General features: G+C 61.4%; 18 protein-coding genes. 8 read left to right on the top strand and 10 right to left on the bottom strand.

All coding sequences use genetic code 11. The annotated features are described in order from the left end of the window. Nucleotides 1–19: 19 nt before the first annotated feature. Entirely contained in the window at nt 20–1,102 is a 1,083-nt protein-coding gene (locus ARCT_RS0116385) for an SMP-30/gluconolactonase/LRE family protein (protein WP_027241034.1), read from the bottom strand. 92 nt (nt 1,103–1,194) lie between these two features. Here ARCT_RS0116385 and ARCT_RS0116390 point away from each other — a divergent pair, with 92 nt between their 5' ends. Both ARCT_RS0116390 and ARCT_RS0116395 read left to right on the top strand, forming a co-directional pair. Then, entirely contained in the window at nt 1,195–2,316 is a 1,122-nt protein-coding gene (locus tag ARCT_RS0116390) for a pyridoxal phosphate-dependent aminotransferase (RefSeq protein WP_027241035.1), read from the top strand. A gap of 124 nt (nt 2,317–2,440) precedes the next feature. Beyond that, nucleotides 2,441–2,668 carry a hypothetical protein gene (locus tag ARCT_RS0116395; protein WP_027241036.1) on the top strand — a complete coding sequence of 76 codons (228 nt, stop codon included), beginning with the start codon at nt 2,441–2,443 and terminating at the stop codon, nt 2,666–2,668. A 180-nt stretch (nt 2,669–2,848) separates the two neighbouring features. Here ARCT_RS0116395 and ARCT_RS0116400 read toward each other — a convergent pair whose 3' ends face one another. Next, nucleotides 2,849–4,078 carry a pyridoxal-phosphate-dependent aminotransferase family protein gene (locus tag ARCT_RS0116400; RefSeq protein ID WP_027241037.1) on the bottom strand — a complete coding sequence of 410 codons (1,230 nt, stop codon included), beginning with the start codon at nt 4,076–4,078 and terminating at the stop codon, nt 2,849–2,851. Nucleotides 4,079–4,352: 274 nt separating this feature from the next. On the opposite strand from ARCT_RS0116400, the gene ARCT_RS26385 reads away from it, so the two are divergent. Continuing rightward, a complete protein-coding gene (locus tag ARCT_RS26385) occupies nt 4,353–6,212 on the top strand; it encodes an ABC transporter ATP-binding protein (RefSeq protein WP_036785049.1) in 1,860 nt (619 codons plus the stop codon). Nucleotides 6,213–6,251: 39 nt separating this feature from the next. Here the strand turns inward: ARCT_RS26385 and ARCT_RS0116410 are convergent, their stop codons facing one another. Next, complete coding sequence (locus ARCT_RS0116410) at nt 6,252–6,941, bottom strand: TIGR04283 family arsenosugar biosynthesis glycosyltransferase (RefSeq protein ID WP_027241038.1); 690 nt, start codon at nt 6,939–6,941, stop codon at nt 6,252–6,254. Between the two features lie 154 nt (nt 6,942–7,095). Between ARCT_RS0116410 and ygfZ the strand changes: the two genes are divergently transcribed. Then, entirely contained in the window at nt 7,096–7,830 is a 735-nt protein-coding gene (gene ygfZ, locus ARCT_RS0116415) for a CAF17-like 4Fe-4S cluster assembly/insertion protein YgfZ (RefSeq protein WP_027241039.1), read from the top strand. Between the two features lie 165 nt (nt 7,831–7,995). Then, nucleotides 7,996–8,556 carry an invasion associated locus B family protein gene (locus ARCT_RS0116420; RefSeq protein WP_027241040.1) on the top strand — a complete coding sequence of 187 codons (561 nt, stop codon included), beginning with the start codon at nt 7,996–7,998 and terminating at the stop codon, nt 8,554–8,556. Nucleotides 8,557–8,610: 54 nt separating this feature from the next. On the opposite strand, the gene ARCT_RS0116425 is transcribed toward ARCT_RS0116420, so the two are convergent. The 6 genes from ARCT_RS0116425 to ARCT_RS0116450 are packed head-to-tail and all read right to left on the bottom strand — an operon-like array spanning nt 8,611 to nt 14,419. Then, nucleotides 8,611–9,075, bottom strand: coding sequence for a phosphatase domain-containing protein (locus ARCT_RS0116425; protein WP_027241041.1), 465 nt, complete (start codon nt 9,073–9,075; stop codon nt 8,611–8,613). After that, nucleotides 9,065–9,631 carry a histidine phosphatase family protein gene (locus tag ARCT_RS0116430; protein ID WP_027241042.1) on the bottom strand — a complete coding sequence of 189 codons (567 nt, stop codon included), beginning with the start codon at nt 9,629–9,631 and terminating at the stop codon, nt 9,065–9,067. Before ARCT_RS0116430 ends, ARCT_RS0116425 begins: the two co-directional genes overlap by 11 nt. Next, a complete protein-coding gene (locus ARCT_RS0116435) occupies nt 9,628–10,698 on the bottom strand; it encodes an MBL fold metallo-hydrolase (RefSeq protein WP_027241043.1) in 1,071 nt (356 codons plus the stop codon). The genes ARCT_RS0116430 and ARCT_RS0116435 overlap by 4 nt, the downstream gene beginning before the upstream one ends. Beyond that, nucleotides 10,699–11,760 (bottom strand): ABC transporter ATP-binding protein, encoded by a 1,062-nt coding sequence (locus ARCT_RS0116440; protein ID WP_027241044.1) that lies wholly within the window; start codon nt 11,758–11,760, stop codon nt 10,699–10,701. After that, nucleotides 11,748–13,451 carry an ABC transporter permease gene (locus tag ARCT_RS0116445; protein WP_027241045.1) on the bottom strand — a complete coding sequence of 568 codons (1,704 nt, stop codon included), beginning with the start codon at nt 13,449–13,451 and terminating at the stop codon, nt 11,748–11,750. The genes ARCT_RS0116440 and ARCT_RS0116445 overlap by 13 nt, the downstream gene beginning before the upstream one ends. After that, nucleotides 13,451–14,419: an ABC transporter substrate-binding protein gene (locus tag ARCT_RS0116450; RefSeq protein ID WP_027241046.1), complete on the bottom strand. Its 969-nt coding sequence runs from the start codon at nt 14,417–14,419 to the stop codon at nt 13,451–13,453. Before ARCT_RS0116450 ends, ARCT_RS0116445 begins: the two co-directional genes overlap by 1 nt. 166 nt (nt 14,420–14,585) lie before the next feature. Here ARCT_RS0116450 and ARCT_RS0116455 point away from each other — a divergent pair, with 166 nt between their 5' ends. Continuing rightward, nucleotides 14,586–15,365, top strand: a complete 780-nt coding sequence (locus ARCT_RS0116455) for a DeoR/GlpR family DNA-binding transcription regulator (protein ID WP_027241047.1) — start codon at nt 14,586–14,588, stop codon at nt 15,363–15,365. Nucleotides 15,366–15,433: 68 nt separating this feature from the next. On the opposite strand, the gene efp is transcribed toward ARCT_RS0116455, so the two are convergent. Then, entirely contained in the window at nt 15,434–15,997 is a 564-nt protein-coding gene (efp, locus tag ARCT_RS0116460; RefSeq protein WP_027241048.1) for an elongation factor P, read from the bottom strand. Between the two features lie 218 nt (nt 15,998–16,215). On the opposite strand from efp, the gene ARCT_RS0116465 reads away from it, so the two are divergent. Beyond that, the gene (locus ARCT_RS0116465; protein ID WP_009811619.1) at nt 16,216–16,533 is read left to right on the top strand and encodes a DUF6280 family protein; all 318 of its coding nucleotides are present in this window, start codon (nt 16,216–16,218) and stop codon (nt 16,531–16,533) included. Nucleotides 16,534–16,786: 253 nt separating this feature from the next. After that, nucleotides 16,787–18,247 (top strand): cobyric acid synthase, encoded by a 1,461-nt coding sequence (locus ARCT_RS0116470; RefSeq protein ID WP_027241049.1) that lies wholly within the window; start codon nt 16,787–16,789, stop codon nt 18,245–18,247. Nucleotides 18,248–18,387 lie beyond the last annotated feature (140 nt).

The following is an 18,387-nucleotide window of genomic DNA, read 5'->3' on the forward strand; positions in this document are numbered from 1 at the left end:
TCCAATCACGCCCCTAGCATTACTGCATGGCAGGCAGGTCAGCGACCGCTCCACGCCCAAAGCCGCGTCCGTCCAGTGACATCACATAAAACTGCTCCCCCACCTCCAGAGCGCTGGTGGTGACGCCGAACCGTCCCGTGGGATCCTGCAGGTTGCGCAGGATATTGCCGCTTTCATCAAACTGGATAACCATGCCCCGATGCACCGGAGCCGGGCGCACCAGCTCTCCCAGACGCCAAATGACCTTGCGCAAGAAGGGATAGGGCATCAGCTTCTCCGACGGCAGGCGCGGGCTGGCAAAGGCCAGCCAAAAGGTTCCATCCCCCTGGGCCTCAAGGTTATCGGGATAGCCAGGGAGATTACCCAGAAACAGCTCCAGCTCTCCGGCCTTTGCACCGGTCAGCCAGAGTTTATGCACCTGCGCCCGGCCGGTTTCGTTGATCAACAGAAAATCCTCGGCCTGCGACAGGGCGATCCCATTGGTATAGACAAACCCACTGGCGATTTTCTCCACCCTGCCATCAGGCAGGCGGCGGGCAACATAGCCGCTATTGGATTGCTCCCAGACCGTCATCACCGATGTTGGCTTGGTGCCACCCAAGATTTCCGGGTCAAAACGATCTGACGAATTGGAGAAATAGATCGTGCCGTCGCGCGCGATATCAAGTTGATTCGCATAGATCAGCGGCGCGCCTTCCACCTCTGTCACCAGGGTTTCCAGACTGCCCGGCCCGGTCCAGCGCAAAATTCCGCGATAGCTGTCAGCAATATACAGCGCCCCGTCCGGCCCCGCTTTGAGCCCAAGAGGCCGCCCCCCCAGATCCTCGGTCAGCTCAGGCGCCGGACCGTCGATCCGGTATAGTTTGCCAGCCAGATCAGTGGTATAGACCCTGCCATCCGGCATAACCGCCAGATCCTCGGGGCCAACCGCCCCCTCTGGCAGCAAGACCAGCTCCAGCGCCGCCATGGCGTCATTGGCCTCAAACTCGCCGGTAAAGGCCGGGGGCTGCAACGGCTCATAGACCTCAGGGGTCAGAGGAACCGGCCAAAAGGTCAAATAGCCGAGGCCCAAGGCGAGCATCGCCAGCAAAATCTTTCGCATTCCAAATCTCCCTAAATTTGCGGCAGTCTGCTCTGGGTTGAAGCAGCACGCAAGCCTTGCCGCAGGCTAGCACTTTGCGCTATCTGCGCTGCATGAAAACGCCTCGCTACACCCCGCTTGCCCTGTCCCTGCCCTCCACTGTGCCGTTTGTCGGCCCTGAAACGCAGGAGCGCAGCCGTGGCAAAGCCTTTGCCGCCCGGCTGGGGGCCAATGAAAACATCTTTGGCCCCTCGCCGCTGGCGATTGAAGCCATGCAGCAGGCCGCCGAGGAAATCTGGAAATATGGCGACGCCCAAAGCCATGATTTGATCCAGGCGCTGGCCGCCCATCACGGCATCCCGGCGCAAAACATCATTGTTGGTGAAGGCATCGACGGGTTGCTGGGCTATCTGGTGCGGTTGCTGATTGGCCCCGGTGATGCGGTTGTCACCTCGCAGGGCGCCTACCCCACCTTCAACTACCATGTGGCCGGTTTTGGCGGCGCCCTGCATATGGTGCCCTACAGGGACGACCACGAAGACATCCAGGCGCTCTTTGCCAAGGCGGCTGAGGTGGATGCAAAGCTGGTCTATCTCTCCAACCCCGATAACCCGATGGGCAGCTGGTACCGGGGGCAGGAAATTGTCGAGGCCTTGGCGCATCTGCCTGAGGGCGCTTTGCTGTTGCTGGACGAGGCCTATGTGGAATGCGCGCCTGAAGGCACCGCGGCACCGGTCGATATCAATGACCCCCGTGTCATCCGCATGCGCACCTTCTCCAAGGCCTATGGCATGGCGGGCGCCCGCGTAGGCTACGCGCTGGCGCAGGCGGATCTGATCCTTGCCTTCAACAAGGTGCGCAACCACTTTGGCATGAACCGCGCCGCTCAGGCCGGGGCGCTGGCCGCCCTGCAGGATCAGAACTGGTTGGCCCATGTTCAAGGTGAAATTGCCACCGCCCGCAAGCATATCACCGATATTGCTGCGGAAAACGGTCTCACCGCCCTGCCCTCGGCCACCAATTTTGTAGCGATCGACTGTGGCCGGGACGGGGATTTTGCCAAATCCGTTCTTGAATCCCTATTGGCGCAGGATGTCTTTGTGCGCATGCCCTTTGCCGCGCCGCAAAACCGCTGCATCCGGGTCAGCTGCGGCCCGGACGAAGACCTGGCGCTTTTTGCTGCTGCCCTGCCCGTTGCCCTCGCCACCGCCCGTGCCGGTCTCACCTCCGAATAGCGGCCCCTGCAGGGCACCCCTTCAGCGGGTCAAGCCGAAGCGATTTTAGAAATCGCGGTGGTTTTACCGGACTTTCATCCCTGGCGCGCTAGGTTCTAGGGGGAGACCCCCAGGAGGCCACGCCATGGACTATAATCAGGACAACAGAAAGTCACCACAGACAGGCTCTGCCCAACCGCAGGAGCCGATTGATCTCTTTGCCGCCGCACTTTCCTTCATCGGCATAAACCTGATGTGGATATTCTTTGCCGGTTGGATGCTGTTTGGCATGGTGCCAGTGCTGATGTTTGCACTGTTTCTCAACCATCTCATTGACCGACTCGAAGACCACCTGCAGCACCCAGAGACCTGACAGGCACCCTCACAGGCCCCTGACGGGCCCCAAGAATTCACAAGACAGCTCCCCAGCCCGCAGCTGCGCGCTGGGGGGGCCATGCCCCATGTTTTAGAGGTAACATGGTCTAGGCCCCCGCTAGATACCCCTTCTCGGAGCCCTCAGACTGGGCCGCGCCAGGAGCCTCGCATCCTCTGCCTAGCGCTGCACGCCCTCTGCCAAGGCCTGCGCCGCTGCACTCAGCGCGCCCGCCCCATGTGGGAGCTTCAGCGCCTGCAGGCCGGTTTCGATCCCGCCCAGCAATCCCATGATCATCTGTCCGTTTACATGTCCCATATGGCCAAGGCGGAAATGGCCGTGCCACTCCGGGCTGGCCGGTCGCGCCAGCCCCAGGCCAATCCCCAGCGTCAACCCGAGGTTATGTTCCAGCCAGTGGCGCAGCTCGCTGGCGCGCGGCGCAGGCAGATGCAATGCCGTGACCGCATGAGAACGCAGCGAGGGATCGCTCACATTCATCCGCAGCCCCTGCTCGGGCGCATCAATCTGTCCCCAGGCCTCGCAGGCGGCCCAGATGGCCTTTGCCAGGCTTTCATGCCGGGCCCAAACCTGCTCCAGACCTTCGCCGTGGATCAGATCAAGGGCGGCGCGCAACCCATACAGGTGATGCGTCGGGGCGGTGCCGCCAAAATACTGGTAGAATTCCTGCGGGTTGGCCCGAGGGGTCCAATCCCAATAGCGGCTGATCCGTGGCAGTCTGGCGCGGGCCTCGGCCGCCCTGTTGTTGAAGAACACAAAGCTGACACCCGCCGGCGTCATCAGCCCCTTCTGACAGGCGGCCACCATGACATCGACGCCCCAGGCATCCATCTCAAACCGATCGCACCCCAATGAGGCGATACAATCCGTCATCAGCAAGGCCGGGTGTCCTGCCGCATCCATCACCGCGCGCAGGGCCGCGATATCATTGCGAATGGAGCTGGAGGTATCCACATGCACGCCCAAAACCGCCTTGATTTCATGCGCCTTATCCGCAGCCAGCCGCTCCGCCACCTGAGACAGGTCCCAGGCCGCAGCGGTGCCAAAGTCAAGCACCTCCACCTCGATCCCCAGGGCCTCGGCCATTTCAGACCAGCCGATGGCAAAACGCCCCGAGGCCGGCACCAGCACCCTGTCTCCCGGTTGCAAGGTATTCATCAGCGCCGCTTCCCAGGCGCCATGGCCATTGGCGATATAGATCGCCACAAAATGGGCGGTCCCGGCCAAAGCCTTGAGATCCGGCACCAAACTGTCGGTGAGGGTCAAAAGCTCACCTGCATAAATATTGGGTGAAGGCCGATGCATTGCCTGCAGCACCGGATCCGGGATCACAGAGGGGCCCGGAATTGCCAAATAGGGCCGTCCGCCCGATGGGTTTGAGGTTGCACGCATCTTTATTGTCCCAAATGAGATCGAGAGCCGCCCCTTGCGGCCCCCGAGCAGGTGAATTCAGCCGCAACCCTAGCCTGCACCTTGGCGAGGTCAATTGCGGAAAAGCCACCCCTCTCAGCCCGGCAACAGCTTTCAGCGCCGGGGGAGTGGCCGCCAAGAGGAGGTGCACAACGCTTGCACCCCGGCCATGAGCTGCTTAAATGGCCCAATCAAGTCACGAGAAGGCGCCAGATGACAATTGAGTTTCGACGCTCTCCAGCCGGGCAATCCCATCATGAGCAATGAACATACCTCCTCCCGCGAGTTGCTGGGCTGGCTTTGGCGCGGTTATCTGCGTCAGTACATGGGGCTTTTGGGCATCGCGGTCATCTTTATGCTCGTCGAAGGGGCCACCATGGGTGCGCTTGGCTACATGATGCAGCCGATGTTCGATCTGGTCTTTGTCGCCGGCAATACCACCGCACTCTTCTGGGTCAGCCTGGCCTTTCTCGCCATCTTCTCTCTGCGCGGTATTTCCAGCGTCACCCAGAAGGTGCTGCTGAGCAAGGTCTCGCAGACCTCCGCTGCGGGGCTGCGCAAGGATATGCTGGCCCGTCTGATCCGCCAGGATCCCTCCTTTCATCAGTCCCATGCACCCGGGTTGCTGTTGCAGCGGGTGCAAAGCGATGTCGGCGCAATCAATGCTGTCTGGCAGGCAATGATCACTGGCGCCGGCCGCGATCTGGTGGCGCTGATCGCTGTGCTCAGCGTTGCCGTCAGCATTGACTGGCGCTGGACCGCCATTTTGCTCATCGGCGTTCCGGGGCTGTTGCTGCCGATCTCCCTGTTGCAGAAATATGTCCGCCGCAGGGCCTCGGAAGCGCGCGACCTTGGCGCCACCCTGGCCACCCGGCTGGATGAGATCTTTCACGGCATTGTGCCGATCAAGCTGAACAGTCTCGAAGAATACCAGCTCAAGCGGTTCTCCGATCACACCGACAATTTTGTCAAGGCCGAGGTGAAATCTGCCTTTGGCACCTCGGCGATCTCCGGCATGACCGATATCATGGCTGGCGTCGGCTTTATGGCGGTGCTGCTCTATGGTGGTTCGGAAATCATTGCCGGCGAAAAATCCGTTGGCCAGTTCATGAGTTTCTTCACCTCGATTGGTCTGTCCTTTGAACCCATGCGCCGCCTTGCCAATATCTCCGGCATCTGGCAGGCCGCCGCCGCCGCGCTGGAACGTATCAAGGCGCTGATGGATGCGCCGATCCTGCTGACCTCCCCCGAAAACCCCAAACCCGCCCCCAAGGGCCTGCCCGGCATTCACCTGAAAGATGTCAATCTGAACTACGGCGAGGCAGAAATCCTGCGCGGGCTGACGCTCGACGCCGAAGCAGGCAAGACCACCGCCCTGGTGGGGGCCTCCGGGGCTGGTAAGTCCACCATTTTCAACCTGTTGACCCGCATGGTGGATCCGCAGGTCGGCACGGTGCAGATCAATGACACCAGCGTTGCAGATCTGGCCACCAAAGATCTGCGCGGGATGTTTTCCGTGGTCACCCAAGAGGGCCTGCTGTTTGATGAAACCCTGCGCGAAAACATCGTTCTGGGCCGTACAGATGTCAGCGACGAGGCTTTGGCCAAAGCGCTTGAGGACTCCCATGTGGCGGATTTCCTTGAAAAACTTCCCGATGGGCTGGAAACTCTTGTGGGGCCGCGTGGCTCAGCGCTCTCTGGCGGGCAACGCCAGCGGGTGGTGATTGCCCGCGCCCTGTTGCGTGACACGCCCGTGCTGTTGCTGGACGAAGCCACCTCGGCGCTGGATGCGCAGTCTGAAAAGGTGGTGCAACAGGCGCTGGACAGCCTGGCCGGCGGGCGCACCACCCTGGTGATCGCCCATCGCCTGTCCACCGTGCGCAACGCCGACAAGATCATCGTGATGGAGCGTGGTCAGGTTGCCGATCAGGGCACCCACCAGGAGCTGATTGAACGCGGCGGTATCTATGCCGATCTCTACCGGTTGCAGTTTCAGGATGGCAAAACCCTGCTCGACCCCAAAGGCATTGCCGCGCAGCTTCCCACGGCGCAGGCGCAGGTGCAAACTGCGCAATCCGGCTGGTTCCGGCGTCTGCTGACGCGGATCATGAGCTAACCCCCCCTCTTCCCGGAGAGGCACAACAGTAAGCAGCGGCTATTTTTGATAGCCGCGCGCCAGTTTGTCGGGATCCGCCCCCAGGAAATAGCGCAACAGGGTCCAGAGATTGCCCGCGCCGCGCCGCAGCCAGCCTTCGCGTTGATAGCGCGCGGCGCTGGTCAGGGCGATAACCGGCAAAGCGGTCAGGCCCGTGAGGCGGCGCACCAGGGCCACATCCTCCATCAAGGGCTGATCGGGGTATTCTCCGGCCGACACATAGGCTGCGCGCGAAATCAGCAACCCCTGATCCCCATAGGGCAGCCCAAAGACCCGCGCCCTGACGTTCGCCCAGCCTGCAACCAGTGTTGGCCATGGCCCCTTGGCGCGAAATTTCAGCTGGAAATAGGCAGGCTGTCCTGGCTCTCCTTGGCCCGCCTGCAAATGCGCCGCCACCACTGCGGCCCAGCCCGGGGCCAGCTGCGTATCCGCATGCAGCACCAGCAACCACTCCCCACGGGCCGCAGCACAGCCCCGGCGCAGCTGGCCGCCGCGCGATGCAGTGCCGCTGACCAGCTCTGCCCCGGCCTCCGCAGCCAATTGCAGCGTTGCATCGCTAGAGCCACCATCGCTGATCACCACCTCCCGGATCAGCCCCTCCGCCAGCCCCTCCATCAAGGCCCCCAGACTGCCCGGCAGCTCTGCAGCGGCGTTCAAGGTGGGTATCACAACAGTAATCGGCGCGGGCATGGTGTTTTCCTGGTTCAACTCGGATCTCATTCCTATATCACTAGGCCTAGTGATATAGGAATGGGCTTGGCCATGCCTCGATGGACAGGCCCGCCCTCAGACCAAGTCCACCGCCCGCAGGCAATCCAGCCCGGGCCGCTTTGGAGACCACGCCATGCGTCCGCGCAAGATTCTTCGCCTATCCGGGGCCGATGCCCGCGACTTTCTACAGGGGCTGATCACCAGTGACGTCAACAAGATAGACCAGGGTCTGGTCTACGCCGCCCTGCTGACGCCACAGGGCAAATATCTTGCCGATTTCTTTCTGGCAGCCGATGGCGCGGATGTGCTGCTGGATGCAGATGCGGAACAGGCCGAGGCCCTGCTCAAGCGGCTCACCATGTATCGTCTGCGCGCCAAGGTGGACATCACCCCCACCGATCTGCAGGTGATGCGCGGCACCGGCCCCGCCCCCGCAGGCGCCCTGGCAGATCCGCGCCATGCGGATCTTGGCTGGCGGCTGATCGGGGCCGAGGGCGGCGAGGATGGCACCGACTGGGACGCGCTGCATGTTGCCCATTGCATCCCGCGCAGCGGTATCGAGCTGGGCCCGGACAGCTATATTCTGGAGGCCGGGTTCGAAGCCCTCAACGGGGTGGATTTCCGCAAAGGCTGCTATGTCGGCCAAGAGGTCACCGCCCGCATGAAACACAAGACCGAGCTGCGCAAGGGGTTGCGCCAGGTCGAGATCAGCGGCACCGCGCCCGTGGGCAGCGACATCACCGCCGGTGGCAAGGTGGTCGGAACCCTGTTCACCCAATCCGGTGGCCGCGCGATTGCCTATCTGCGCTTAGACCGCGCCAAGGGAGAGATGGCCGCTGGTGACGCCCTGTTGCACTGGCAACCCTAACTGGCTAGGCTCCGCCCCATCTACAGACTGTTTTTTTTCTTTCGTCTTATCATTTTGTTACACCTTTGCAGTGAAGCCTGTCCCCATCCTGTGCCCCATAAAGACTCCCCTCTTGTTGAGCCGGGGAGAGGCACTTTCCAGCTATCAATTCACCTCGGAGATCTCATGCACCGCCACTGCCTTGCACTTGCCCTGACCATCCTGCCTGCCCTGCCTGCCTCAGCCCAGTACTGGGAATTTGGCGACTGGCGTGTCTTTGTTGAAACCCATGAATCCACCGAACACACCAGCCATACCTGCACCGCCTCGACCGGTGGCGATGGCGACCCCTCGCTGAGACTCTCTGTCTATGATCTGGATGGCGGCCCTCCCGACAGCTATCCGGCGCCAACGCTCTACGAATCTGCCGTCCGCGGCTATCCTACGCAGCTGCAAAACGGCCAGGCGGTGGGCTTTGTCTTTGACCAGAAGGCCGCCTATTATGGTATCACCAATGGCTATTTTGACGCCGACGGCTTTGCCCAGGCCGAGGTCGCACCGCGCTGGCAAGACACCATTGGCATGCTGCGCTGGATGAAGGCCAGCCAGAGCATCGACATCCGCACGGTCCAGCCCTACGGCCCCGGTCAGCCGGTCATGCAGGCCTCGCTGCGGGGATTTACCGCCGCCTATGGCAAGATGATGGATGAATGTGGCTTCTCGATCGAGATCACCGATCCCAACTGACAGCTGAACCCTATCCCTGGCAGTCCTTCCCGCAAAGACGGGTTTTGCCTCGGATCAGAAATCCCCCGGCGTGCATTGCAGGCAGGTCAGCCCCTCTGCGCGCCACAGATCCACCACCGAGCTGCGGTCATCCACAACGATCCAGGGCTCAAATCCATCCGCCCGAATCTCTGCCAGCAACAGCCGCTTCACATCCGGGTCGCTCATCTCGTCCTGCCCGTCCGGCCGCAGATAGAGCGCCGCACAGGCCAGGTCGTTTGCGGCCAGCCAGGCCTCGGTGTAATGGGTCCAGCCCGCAGGGCGCCCCGAACAGATCACTATGGTTTCGCCAACCTGATTGAGCCGTCTCAGCAGATGCGCCACGGGGGCGATGACCTCGGCCCCGGCCATGGCCTGATGAAAGGCCTCCCAGTTCTTCACCGCGCCATGCACCAAATGCCCCAGCCGGGAGGCATCAAATGTGGCAAGGGTGCCATCGACATCAAAAACGACACAGGGCCGCCCGGTTTCAGAGCGCATGTGCGATCTCCTTATGGCTATCATCCAACCAGACAAATGAAATGGGATGGGCATTGGCAGGGCGCCTGCCAGAGCTCTGCTGCCCCGCCAACAGGCGGGTGGCGCGGATCACCCCGGAGTGACAGACCAGGACCGGCAGGCGGTCTTGGGCCTGCGCGCAACAGGTGGTTATGGCCCGCGCCACCCGGGTGATCATCTCTGACCAGTCTTCGCCGCCTTCCGGCCGCCCCTCGCGCGGAGGCAGCTCTGACAGCGGCGCGCCTTCAAAACGTCCCCAGTTTCTTTCTCGCAGGCCGGGGTGGCAGTGGAAGTTCTGATCCGGAAAGCCCAGACGGCAGGTCTCTTGCGCACGCTCCAAGGGGCTGGAAAACAGCGCAATGGCGCCCGGCCATGGATACGCCTGCAAAGCCCGGGCCTGCTGGCGCCCCAGATCGGTGAGCGCAACATCCAACCGCCCGGCAATGATGCCATCGCGGTTTGCCGTGGTCTCCCCGTGACGGATGAGGCAAATGCTCCGCGGTGGCAGCTTTGGCCACGATAGGTCCGCCGCGCTCATAGCGGGATGCTCTCATGCATAAAGACCTCGGCGCCCAGCCCCTCTTCCACCAGATAGTCCTCGGGGCTGATGCAAAAGGCCGGGGCAAAGCGTTTTGCCCCAAGGCGCCGCAGCATCTTGATCTGATCCCCAAGCGGAGGATGAACGTTCCAGCGTTGGAAATACCCGCCGGGTACGGCGCAGATACCGCGGGCATGGGCGGTCATATGGCCGGTGAAAACCACATGAGCATCGCGCCCCAGTCGTCCACTTTCACGCCAGGCCCGCACATAGCCCCAGGCCGCGCCACCATCCGCATTGGGGGTGTCGCAGATCAAAAACCGCGCCTGCTCCAGATCGCCACGCTGCAACAACGGCGCAATCTCCTGCGCACGCGGGCTTAGGCCGCCGCGCGCCAGCGCTGCCGTCAGCGCGGCGCGGCATTCGGGATCAAGGATCACCGCCTCCACCCCAAAGCGCTGCACCAGATGCAGCGCCATTTCCCCGGCCCGTCCCGAAGGCGGCACCGGCAGCAGGATTTGCCCCGGCAGCCGGTCGATCAACTGATCCAAAGCGGCAAACCGATCACGCTGCGGGATCGGGTCCAGATGATAAGAGCAATCCAGAATGGCCGTGTCGGCGGGCGGCGGTGGATCAAAGGCAAACCAGTTGGATTCCTCGGACCAATCGCCGGAATAAAACAGCCCCGCACCAATATCAAAATGCATCCAGATGCCCCCCAGTGCGTGCCCATTGCGCCCGGTGGTCAGGCGGATGCCGTCAATCAGCACCTCGCCCTGTTCCGGCAAGACCCGCACCTCAGCCGCCGGCGGCAGCGCCTGGGCGGTCTGCGCCGTGGCATAGATCGGCAATCCGGCCTCAACCGCATAGGCGGCTCCGCCGATGTGGTCGATATGGTCATGGGTGATAAACACCGCATCCGCCCCGACCAGCCAGGCCGGGTCAAAATGTGCGTTGGCCTCTGGCCCAAACCCACAGTCCAACAGCCAGGTTTTGCCCTCAACACAGAGCCGCATACAGGCAGGGCCTTTGTCGCCAATGCCTGACAATACTTCGATGGTGTCCATTTAGTCCTCGTAAAACGCCCAGGGAGTTGCGATGCTGAGCCCCAGCTGGCTGCCTTCGCGGCAGCGCGCGCGGCTTTCGGCCATCAGCTCGGCCCCCTCAGGGGTCTGAAGTGCAAGCCGGTAACGCCCGCCCAGATAGGTGCTGCGGGCCACTGTCGCCCGCAGATCACCCGTTTCGGTGATGGTGATATCTTCGGGACGCAGGCACAGCTGATTGGGCCTGCCGCCATCGGTTTGCACCGTGATTTGCCTGCCAAACAGCCGTGCTGTACCGCTGCCATTTCCATTGCCCAAAGACCCGCCGGGGGTGAAATCACTGATTGGCAGCACCGTGCCCTCCCCCACAAAGCCCGCAACAAAGCGGTTGCAGGGGCGGCTGTACAGCGCCTCGGGGGTGTCGAACTGCACGATGCGCCCCTCATGCATCACCGCGATCCGGTCGGCCATTGCCATGGCCTCTGCCTGATCATGGGTCACATAGACCATGGTGGCGCCAGTGCGGTGATGGAAATCCAAAAACACCTGCTGCATCGAGGCACGCAGCGCCACATCCAGATTGGCCAGAGGTTCATCCAGCAACACCGCCTGCGGGTCCGACACCAGGCACCGTGCCAGAGCCACCCGCTGCCGCTGCCCGCCGGACAGATCCGCAGGCATGCGGTCGGCAAAGGCCACCAGCCCGGTGGCCTGCAGGGCGGCTTCGGTTTGGCGGCTTTGCTCGGATTTTGACAGGCCACGGACCTCCAGCGCAAAGGAGACATTGCGGCGCACGGTCATATGCGGCCAGAGCGCATAGGACTGAAAGACAAAGCCGATATTGCGCGCCTCGGGCGGCACCGCCCGTCCTGTCGCGGCATTGGCCATCTCTTGCGCGCCTATGGACAGGGCACCAGCGGTGGGGGCCTCAAACCCTGCCAGCAGGCGCAGCAGGGTAGATTTTCCACAGCCGGAGGGGCCCAGAAGGGCGACAAATTCACCATCTTGGATGGTGGCGCTGATGGCATGCAGGGCGGCTGTGCCTGCAAAATGCTTTGCAACAGCGTTCAGTTTTATGTCTGCCATGGCAGGCTTCCTTTTGGCAGGTGACGCGCCGAGATCTGCAGGCCGGCCATCAAGCCCATCACCACCAGAACAATGGTCATGGCCAGCGCCGATGCCATCACAGTCTCACCGCTGTCATCCAGGTTGAAAATCATCACGCCGAGGGTCTCTGTCCCCGAGGACCACAACAGGGCGGAAACGGTCAGCTCGTTAAAGGCGGTCAGGAAAACCAGGATGGCCCCCGCCGCCGCCGCCGGAGCAGAGAGCGGCAGGATGATCAGGCGCAGGCGTTGAAACAGCGTGGCGCCAACGGATTGCGCGGCTTCGTTCATTGCCGGGTCAAGCTGGCGGATGCTGGCCTGAATGGGGCGAAACATCACCACCAGAAACCGCGCCAGATAGGCGAGGAAGATAATCCAGATGGTGCCATACAGCGTGGCATCCGTGAACGGCAGATTGATCAGCAACAGGATCATCGCAATCGCCAGCACCACCCCCGGCAGCGCATAGGGCAGATCGACAAGCGCATCAAACAACCGTCCCAACCGCGAGGGCGTGCGCTCCATCAGCCAGGCCAGCGGCAGGCAGATCAGCACCAGCACCAAAGCGGCACCTCCGGCCAGGCCCAGCGAGTTCACAAAGGCCCGCGCCGTGGAGGGTTGGCGAAACAGCGCCTCATGCCAGGAGGCCAGGGTTACGGTCTCAAAGCTCAGCGGCACGCCATAGGCCGGCACCAGAGAGGTCGCTATCAGCCCCAGCATCGGCAGCACCAGAATGGCGCAGACAATCAGCCAGAGGCAAATCTCGACGGGCAGCCGCGCGCGCCCCAGCGGCATAGCCAGCGGCCGCGAGGTAGAGCCCACCAGATGCACCCGTTGGCGCGACTGGAAGAACCGCTGCAACAGGATACCGCAGATGGCAACACATCCAATCACCATGGCCAGCACCGCCACCTCGGCCAGCACTGTCGAGGACAGGCCGGACAGGCGCTGATAAATCAGTGTTGGCAGGGTGGAATAACCCGCTGGAATGCCCAGCATCGCCGGAATACCAAAATTGCCCAGGGCGGTCACAAAGGTAATGGCAATGCCCGCCGCCAGACTGGGGAGACACAGCGGCAGGATGATTTGCCACCACACCCGCAGCCCGCTGGCACCACTGATCCGGGCCGCCTCGACCACGTCCTGTGGGATGGCGCGCAGACCGGCACGCAGGGTCAAAAAGATGATTGCGGTATGCTGGATACCCAGCAGCAGGATAATCCCCCCCTGCGAATACAGCGGTTGCGGCGCGCCCATCGCTGGCGCGACCCCCAGCGTTTTGAGCAATACCGACGAGGGTCCCATGATCTGCGTCCAGGACAGCGCAGTGATCTGCGGCGGGATCATCATCGGGATCATCAGGCAGAAAACCAGGGTAGTCTTTGCCCGCAGATCGGTCAGGGCCACCAGAAAGGCAAAGGCACTGCCAATCAGCAGCGACACCAGGGTGCCAAACCCCGCCGTGATCAGCGAGTGTTTCAGCGCCAACTGGGTCTGCCCCTGCGTCAACACGTCTGAAAACAGGCTCAGGTTCAGTCGGTCGTCAATCGTGACGCCCTCAACAAACAGGCGCACAACAGGGGTCAGCGTCAGGGCAATCGCGACAAAGAGGATAAAGGAAAGCAGCCGATGTTCGGACCGGCTGCCTCCCGCTGTTTGGGGCATGAACATTAGTTGGCCCCAAAGATCTCAGCAAATTTGGCCTTGTTGGCCTCGGCATTTTGCAAGGCAACCACCGGGTCAAAATCCATCAGCTTGATATCGGCACGGGCCGGGAAGCCGGCAGGCACGCCCATGTCATTGCGCGCGGGGATATATCCCATCTCAAGAACCAGATCCTGGCCCTTTTGGCTCAGCACAAAATCAACAAAGCGTTGGGCCGCATCGGTATTTTTGGCCGAAGACAGGATGGCCACTGGCTCGGTCACATAAGAAACGCCCTCTTTTGGGAAGACAAATTCCACCGGTGAGCCCTTGGCCTGGTTGCGGATGGCGAGGAAATCAACAACCATACCGTAGGGCTTTTCGCCTGCGGCAACGGCCTTGAAGGTGCCGCCATTGCCACCTTTGGCGCGGGCCTCATTTGCGGCCAGATCGCTGTAGTAGTCCCAGCCCAGGTCCTTGTCGCCCGTCAGGGTTGCCAGGTGAATCAGCGCGGCACCGGAATACAGCGGCGATGGCATGGCGATCTGCCCCTTCAGCGCCGCATCGTTCAGATCGGCCCAGGAGGTTGGCGCCGTCTCAACACCGGTGTTGTACACGATGCCTGTGGTGATCAATTTGGTCGAGTGGTAGAACCCTGCCGCGCTATACAGCGCCGGGTCATAGGCTGTGGCTTCGGGCGACTGATAGGCGGCCAGCAGACCCTCCTGCGCCATGCCTTCCAGGGTCACGGTATCGGCAATAAGCAAAACGTCGGGCTGCGGATTTCCGGCTTCGATTTCGGCACGCAGACGGGCCATCAGCTTGGTGGTGCCATCGCGCACCCAGGCAACCTCGGTGCCGGGGTTGGCAGCCATAAAGGCATCAACGGTCTTTTGTGCATCGGCATTGGGCTGCGAGGTATACAGCGTCAGGGTATCCGCAAAGCTGGCCGTGGACACACAGGCAAGGGCGGCGGCAGTCAGAAAGCTCTTCATCATAAATCTCCTGAGATTTTGCCTTTCGAACGAAAGGCAGGTGATGAGGAGCTTATTGCCGCCTGATGCAACAGATTCATGACGTCTATGTATATGTTTTATTACTGTTTTCGCAGAGACGGCTTTGCTGTAAACGACAGGCAGGACCACTTTCGAAAGAAACCTGATGAAGCGCAGTGACTTGGACATTCGACGCGACCAGATTGTCGCCTTGCTGGCAGAAAACGGCAGCCTGTCAGCCCAGGAGCTGTGCCAGCGCCTGAAGGTTTCCGTGCAGACGATCCGCGCCGATCTGCGCGATCTGGACGAGGCTTCACTGGTGCAACGTCGCAATGGCGTCGCCCGATTGCGGCAGCAGGCGGAAAACATCGGTTATCTGCCGCGCCTCACGGTCTCCCATAGCGAGAAACACCACATAGCACAGGCGGTTCAGCATCTGGTCACCAATGGCGCCAGGGTGGCGCTGGGAACAGGAACCACCGTCGCACAATGCGCCCTGCTGCTGGCAACCCGGCAGGGCCTCTTTGTTGCCACCAATTCCATTCACGCGGTCATGGCGCTGCAAAATGCGCCAGGGGCACAGGTCGAAATGGCGGGCGGCTCTGTGCGGTTGCGGGATTTGGACGTGATCAGCCCGGCCAGCATCGCGTTTTTTGCCCGTTACCGCATGGAGCAGGCCATCTTTAGCTGTGGAGGGGTCTCGCAGAGCGGTGAAGTTCTGGATTACAACACCGAAGAAGTCACCGCCCGTCAGGCCATTGCCGACTGCGCCAAACAAAAGATCCTGGTGGTGGACAGCGCCAAGTTCGACCGCGACCTGCCCTGCCAGATGCAAAACCTCTGGGACTATGATGTGGTGGTGACAGGGGCCAAGCTAGCGCCAAAACTGCGCAATAAATGCGCCACATCGGGGTGCAGGATTATCCAGGTTTCACTCCCGGATTAGCAGCAGGCAAAAAGAAACCCCCGCTGGCCTCGGCGGCCTGCGAGGGTCAAATTTGTCAGCACCTGAACTCAGGCGCGTTCGGAGTATTCCATGGTTTCGGTATTGACCACGATCATCTCGTCTTGGCCAACAAACGGCGGCACCATGACCTTGACCCCATTCTCAAGCACCGCAGGCTTAAAGGAGTTGGCAGCGGTCTGCCCCTTTACCACCGGCTCGGTCTCGACAATTTTGCAGGTCACTTTTTGTGGCAATGTCGCGTTCAGGGCTTCTTCTTCGTAGAACTCCATCACAATTGTCATACCGTCCTGCAAGAAGGGACGACGGTCGCCCAGCAGCTCGGCAGACAATTCGATCTGCTCATAGGTTTCGGTATCCATGAACACCAGCATGCCGTCGCTCTCATAGAGAAACTGCTGGTCTTTTTGCTCCAGGCGCACGCGCTCAACCTTGTCGGCGCTGCGGAAGCGTTCGTTCAGTTTTGAGCCATTGCGCAGGTTGCGCAGCTCGACTTGGGCAAAAGCGCCCCCTTTGCCAGGCTTTACGTGATCGACCTTGACTGCGGCCCAAAGACCACCGTTGTGCTCCAGAACATTGCCTGGGCGGATCTCGTTACCATTGATCTTGGGCATCTGAAAAATCCATCTGGGAAGGTTGATGATATATTAAGCGTCCCTATATCTGTCGTGGTCACCCCTGGCAAGACAACGATATCTCGTAGTTGCGCCACAAAAGCTATGCATTTCACGCATGAAAGCTATGCATATACAGGCTATCCGAATCGTCATAGTTCCGTCATAAGGAACGCCACGCCGAGAATTGCAATAGCAAGAACAATAAAGGAAACGGGATGCGAGATTTCGTTGACGGCACTGCATACAATAATGAACAGGGCAACCGAGCACGCAAGCTCTTTGCTGCTGTTGTATTGGCTGCGTTGGATGATGCCATTGCCGATGATAAAAAATATGGCAACGGCCCCGAACAGATCGCCCGCTGGGCGCGCTCACGCGATGGTCGCGAAGTGCTCAGCTGCGCTGGCATCGACCCCAATGAGCGGGTTGTCGGTGGATTGATGGATTTTGTTGGTCGGGGTGTACGCACCTCTGTTGCCCTGTCGCGCGAAGAAAGCGAACGGCGCAACGCAGCACAGGCCGAAGCCGCCTGAAGCTGACCAAGGCCAAAATGGCCAAGCCGATGATCACTGATCTATAGAAAAGCGCGTCCTGGGGGGCGCGTTTTTCTTTTGCAGGCCCGCCGGACACAGATCTGTCGCAGAAAACCTGTCGCAGATCCCCCTCCCCAAGGCGGTTTTCCCCGCGCCCTGCCCCCACAATTTACTAGATTGCCCAGAAAACCCTTTTCCTTGCTGACCCAATCGGCAATCAGACAGGGGGCACAGACCACATAAGGAGAGAGCCATGACGGCACGCGCACTGATGATCCAGGGCACCGGCAGCAATGTCGGGAAATCTCTCCTTGTTGCCGGGCTGGCGCGGGCCTTTGTGCGCCGTGGCCTGAAAGTGGCACCGTTCAAATCCCAGAACATGTCCAACAATGCGGCCGTCACCCCTGAGGGCGGCGAAATCGGCCGCGCCCAGGCACTGCAGGCGCGGGCCGCCGGACTGGCGCCCCATGTGGATATGAACCCGGTGCTGCTCAAACCCGAGACCGACACCGGCGCACAGCTTATCGTCCAGGGCAAACGGCGTGGCACCCAGTCGGCCGGCTCTTTCATGCGCGACAAAACCGGGCTGCTGGAGGCGGCGCTGGAGAGCTATCACCGTCTGGCTGCGGGTGTTGATCTGGTGCTGATCGAGGGTGCGGGCTCACCAGCCGAAACCAACCTGCGCCGGGGCGATATCGCCAATATGGGCTTTGCCTGCGCGGTACAGGCGCCTGTTGTTCTGGTCGGGGATATTCACCGTGGCGGCGTCATTGCCCAGATTGTCGGCACCCAGGCTGTGCTTGACCCAACGGACCTGGAGCGCATTGTCGGCTTTGCCGTGAACCGGTTTCGCGGTGATGTCAGCCTGTTTGATACAGGCCGCGATGATATTGCCCGGCGCACCGACTGGCCCTCGCTGGGGGTGATTCCGTGGTTCTGGGAGGCCTGGAAACTGCCTGCCGAAGACATGATGGATATCGCTTCGCGCCGGGGTGGCGCCTGCAAGGTGGTTGTGCCGCAACTGGAGCGCATGGCCAATTTTGACGATCTTGACCCGCTGGCAGCTGAACCCGAGGTCACGGTTGAGATCGTGCCCCCAGGGCGGGCTCTGCCAGGGGATGCGGATCTGGTACTGATCCCAGGCAGCAAATCCACCATTGGCGACCTTGCCTACCTGCGCGCTCAGGGCTGGGATATCGACATTCTGGCCCATCACCGGCGCGGCGGCCATGTGCTGGGTCTATGCGGCGGCTATCAGATGCTGGGCAAGACCATCGACGACCCTCTGGGGGTTGAGGGGGCTCCGGGCAAGGTGGCTGGCCTGGGCCTGCTTGATGTTCACACCGTCATGTCAGACGACAAACGCGTCACCCTGACAGAGGCCACCAGCCTGGAAGGCGGATTGCCCGTGCAGGGCTATGAAATCCACATGGGGCGCACCACCGGTGCCGATTGCAAACGGGGCTGGCTGCAGATTGCCGATCGGGTTGAGGGCGCCGCCTCAGCGGATGGGCGGGTGCTGGGCTCCTATCTGCATGGGTTGTTCAGCGCCGATGGGTTTCGGGGGCACTACCTGTCCCGGCTTGGCTATGACAGCTCCACCCAATATGAAGACAGCGTCGAAGAAACGCTGGATGCCCTGGCCGACCATCTGGAGCAGCATATGGACCTGGATCATCTGCTCTCGCTGGCGACAGAGGTGCCTGCCCGATAGGCGCCCCCGATTGGCACCGAGGAGCCCACGGGTTTTGGCGACCGCATGCCTCTGGCGACCGCAGACAAGTGATAAGGGGTTCTGGGCGGATCAGACAGATAGCAGCATCTGCGCTTGGTCGCACTGGGTTACACTGCAGT

The sequence above is a fragment of the Pseudophaeobacter arcticus DSM 23566 genome, assembly GCF_000473205.1.
GTDB classification, from domain to species: domain Bacteria; phylum Pseudomonadota; class Alphaproteobacteria; order Rhodobacterales; family Rhodobacteraceae; genus Pseudophaeobacter; species Pseudophaeobacter arcticus.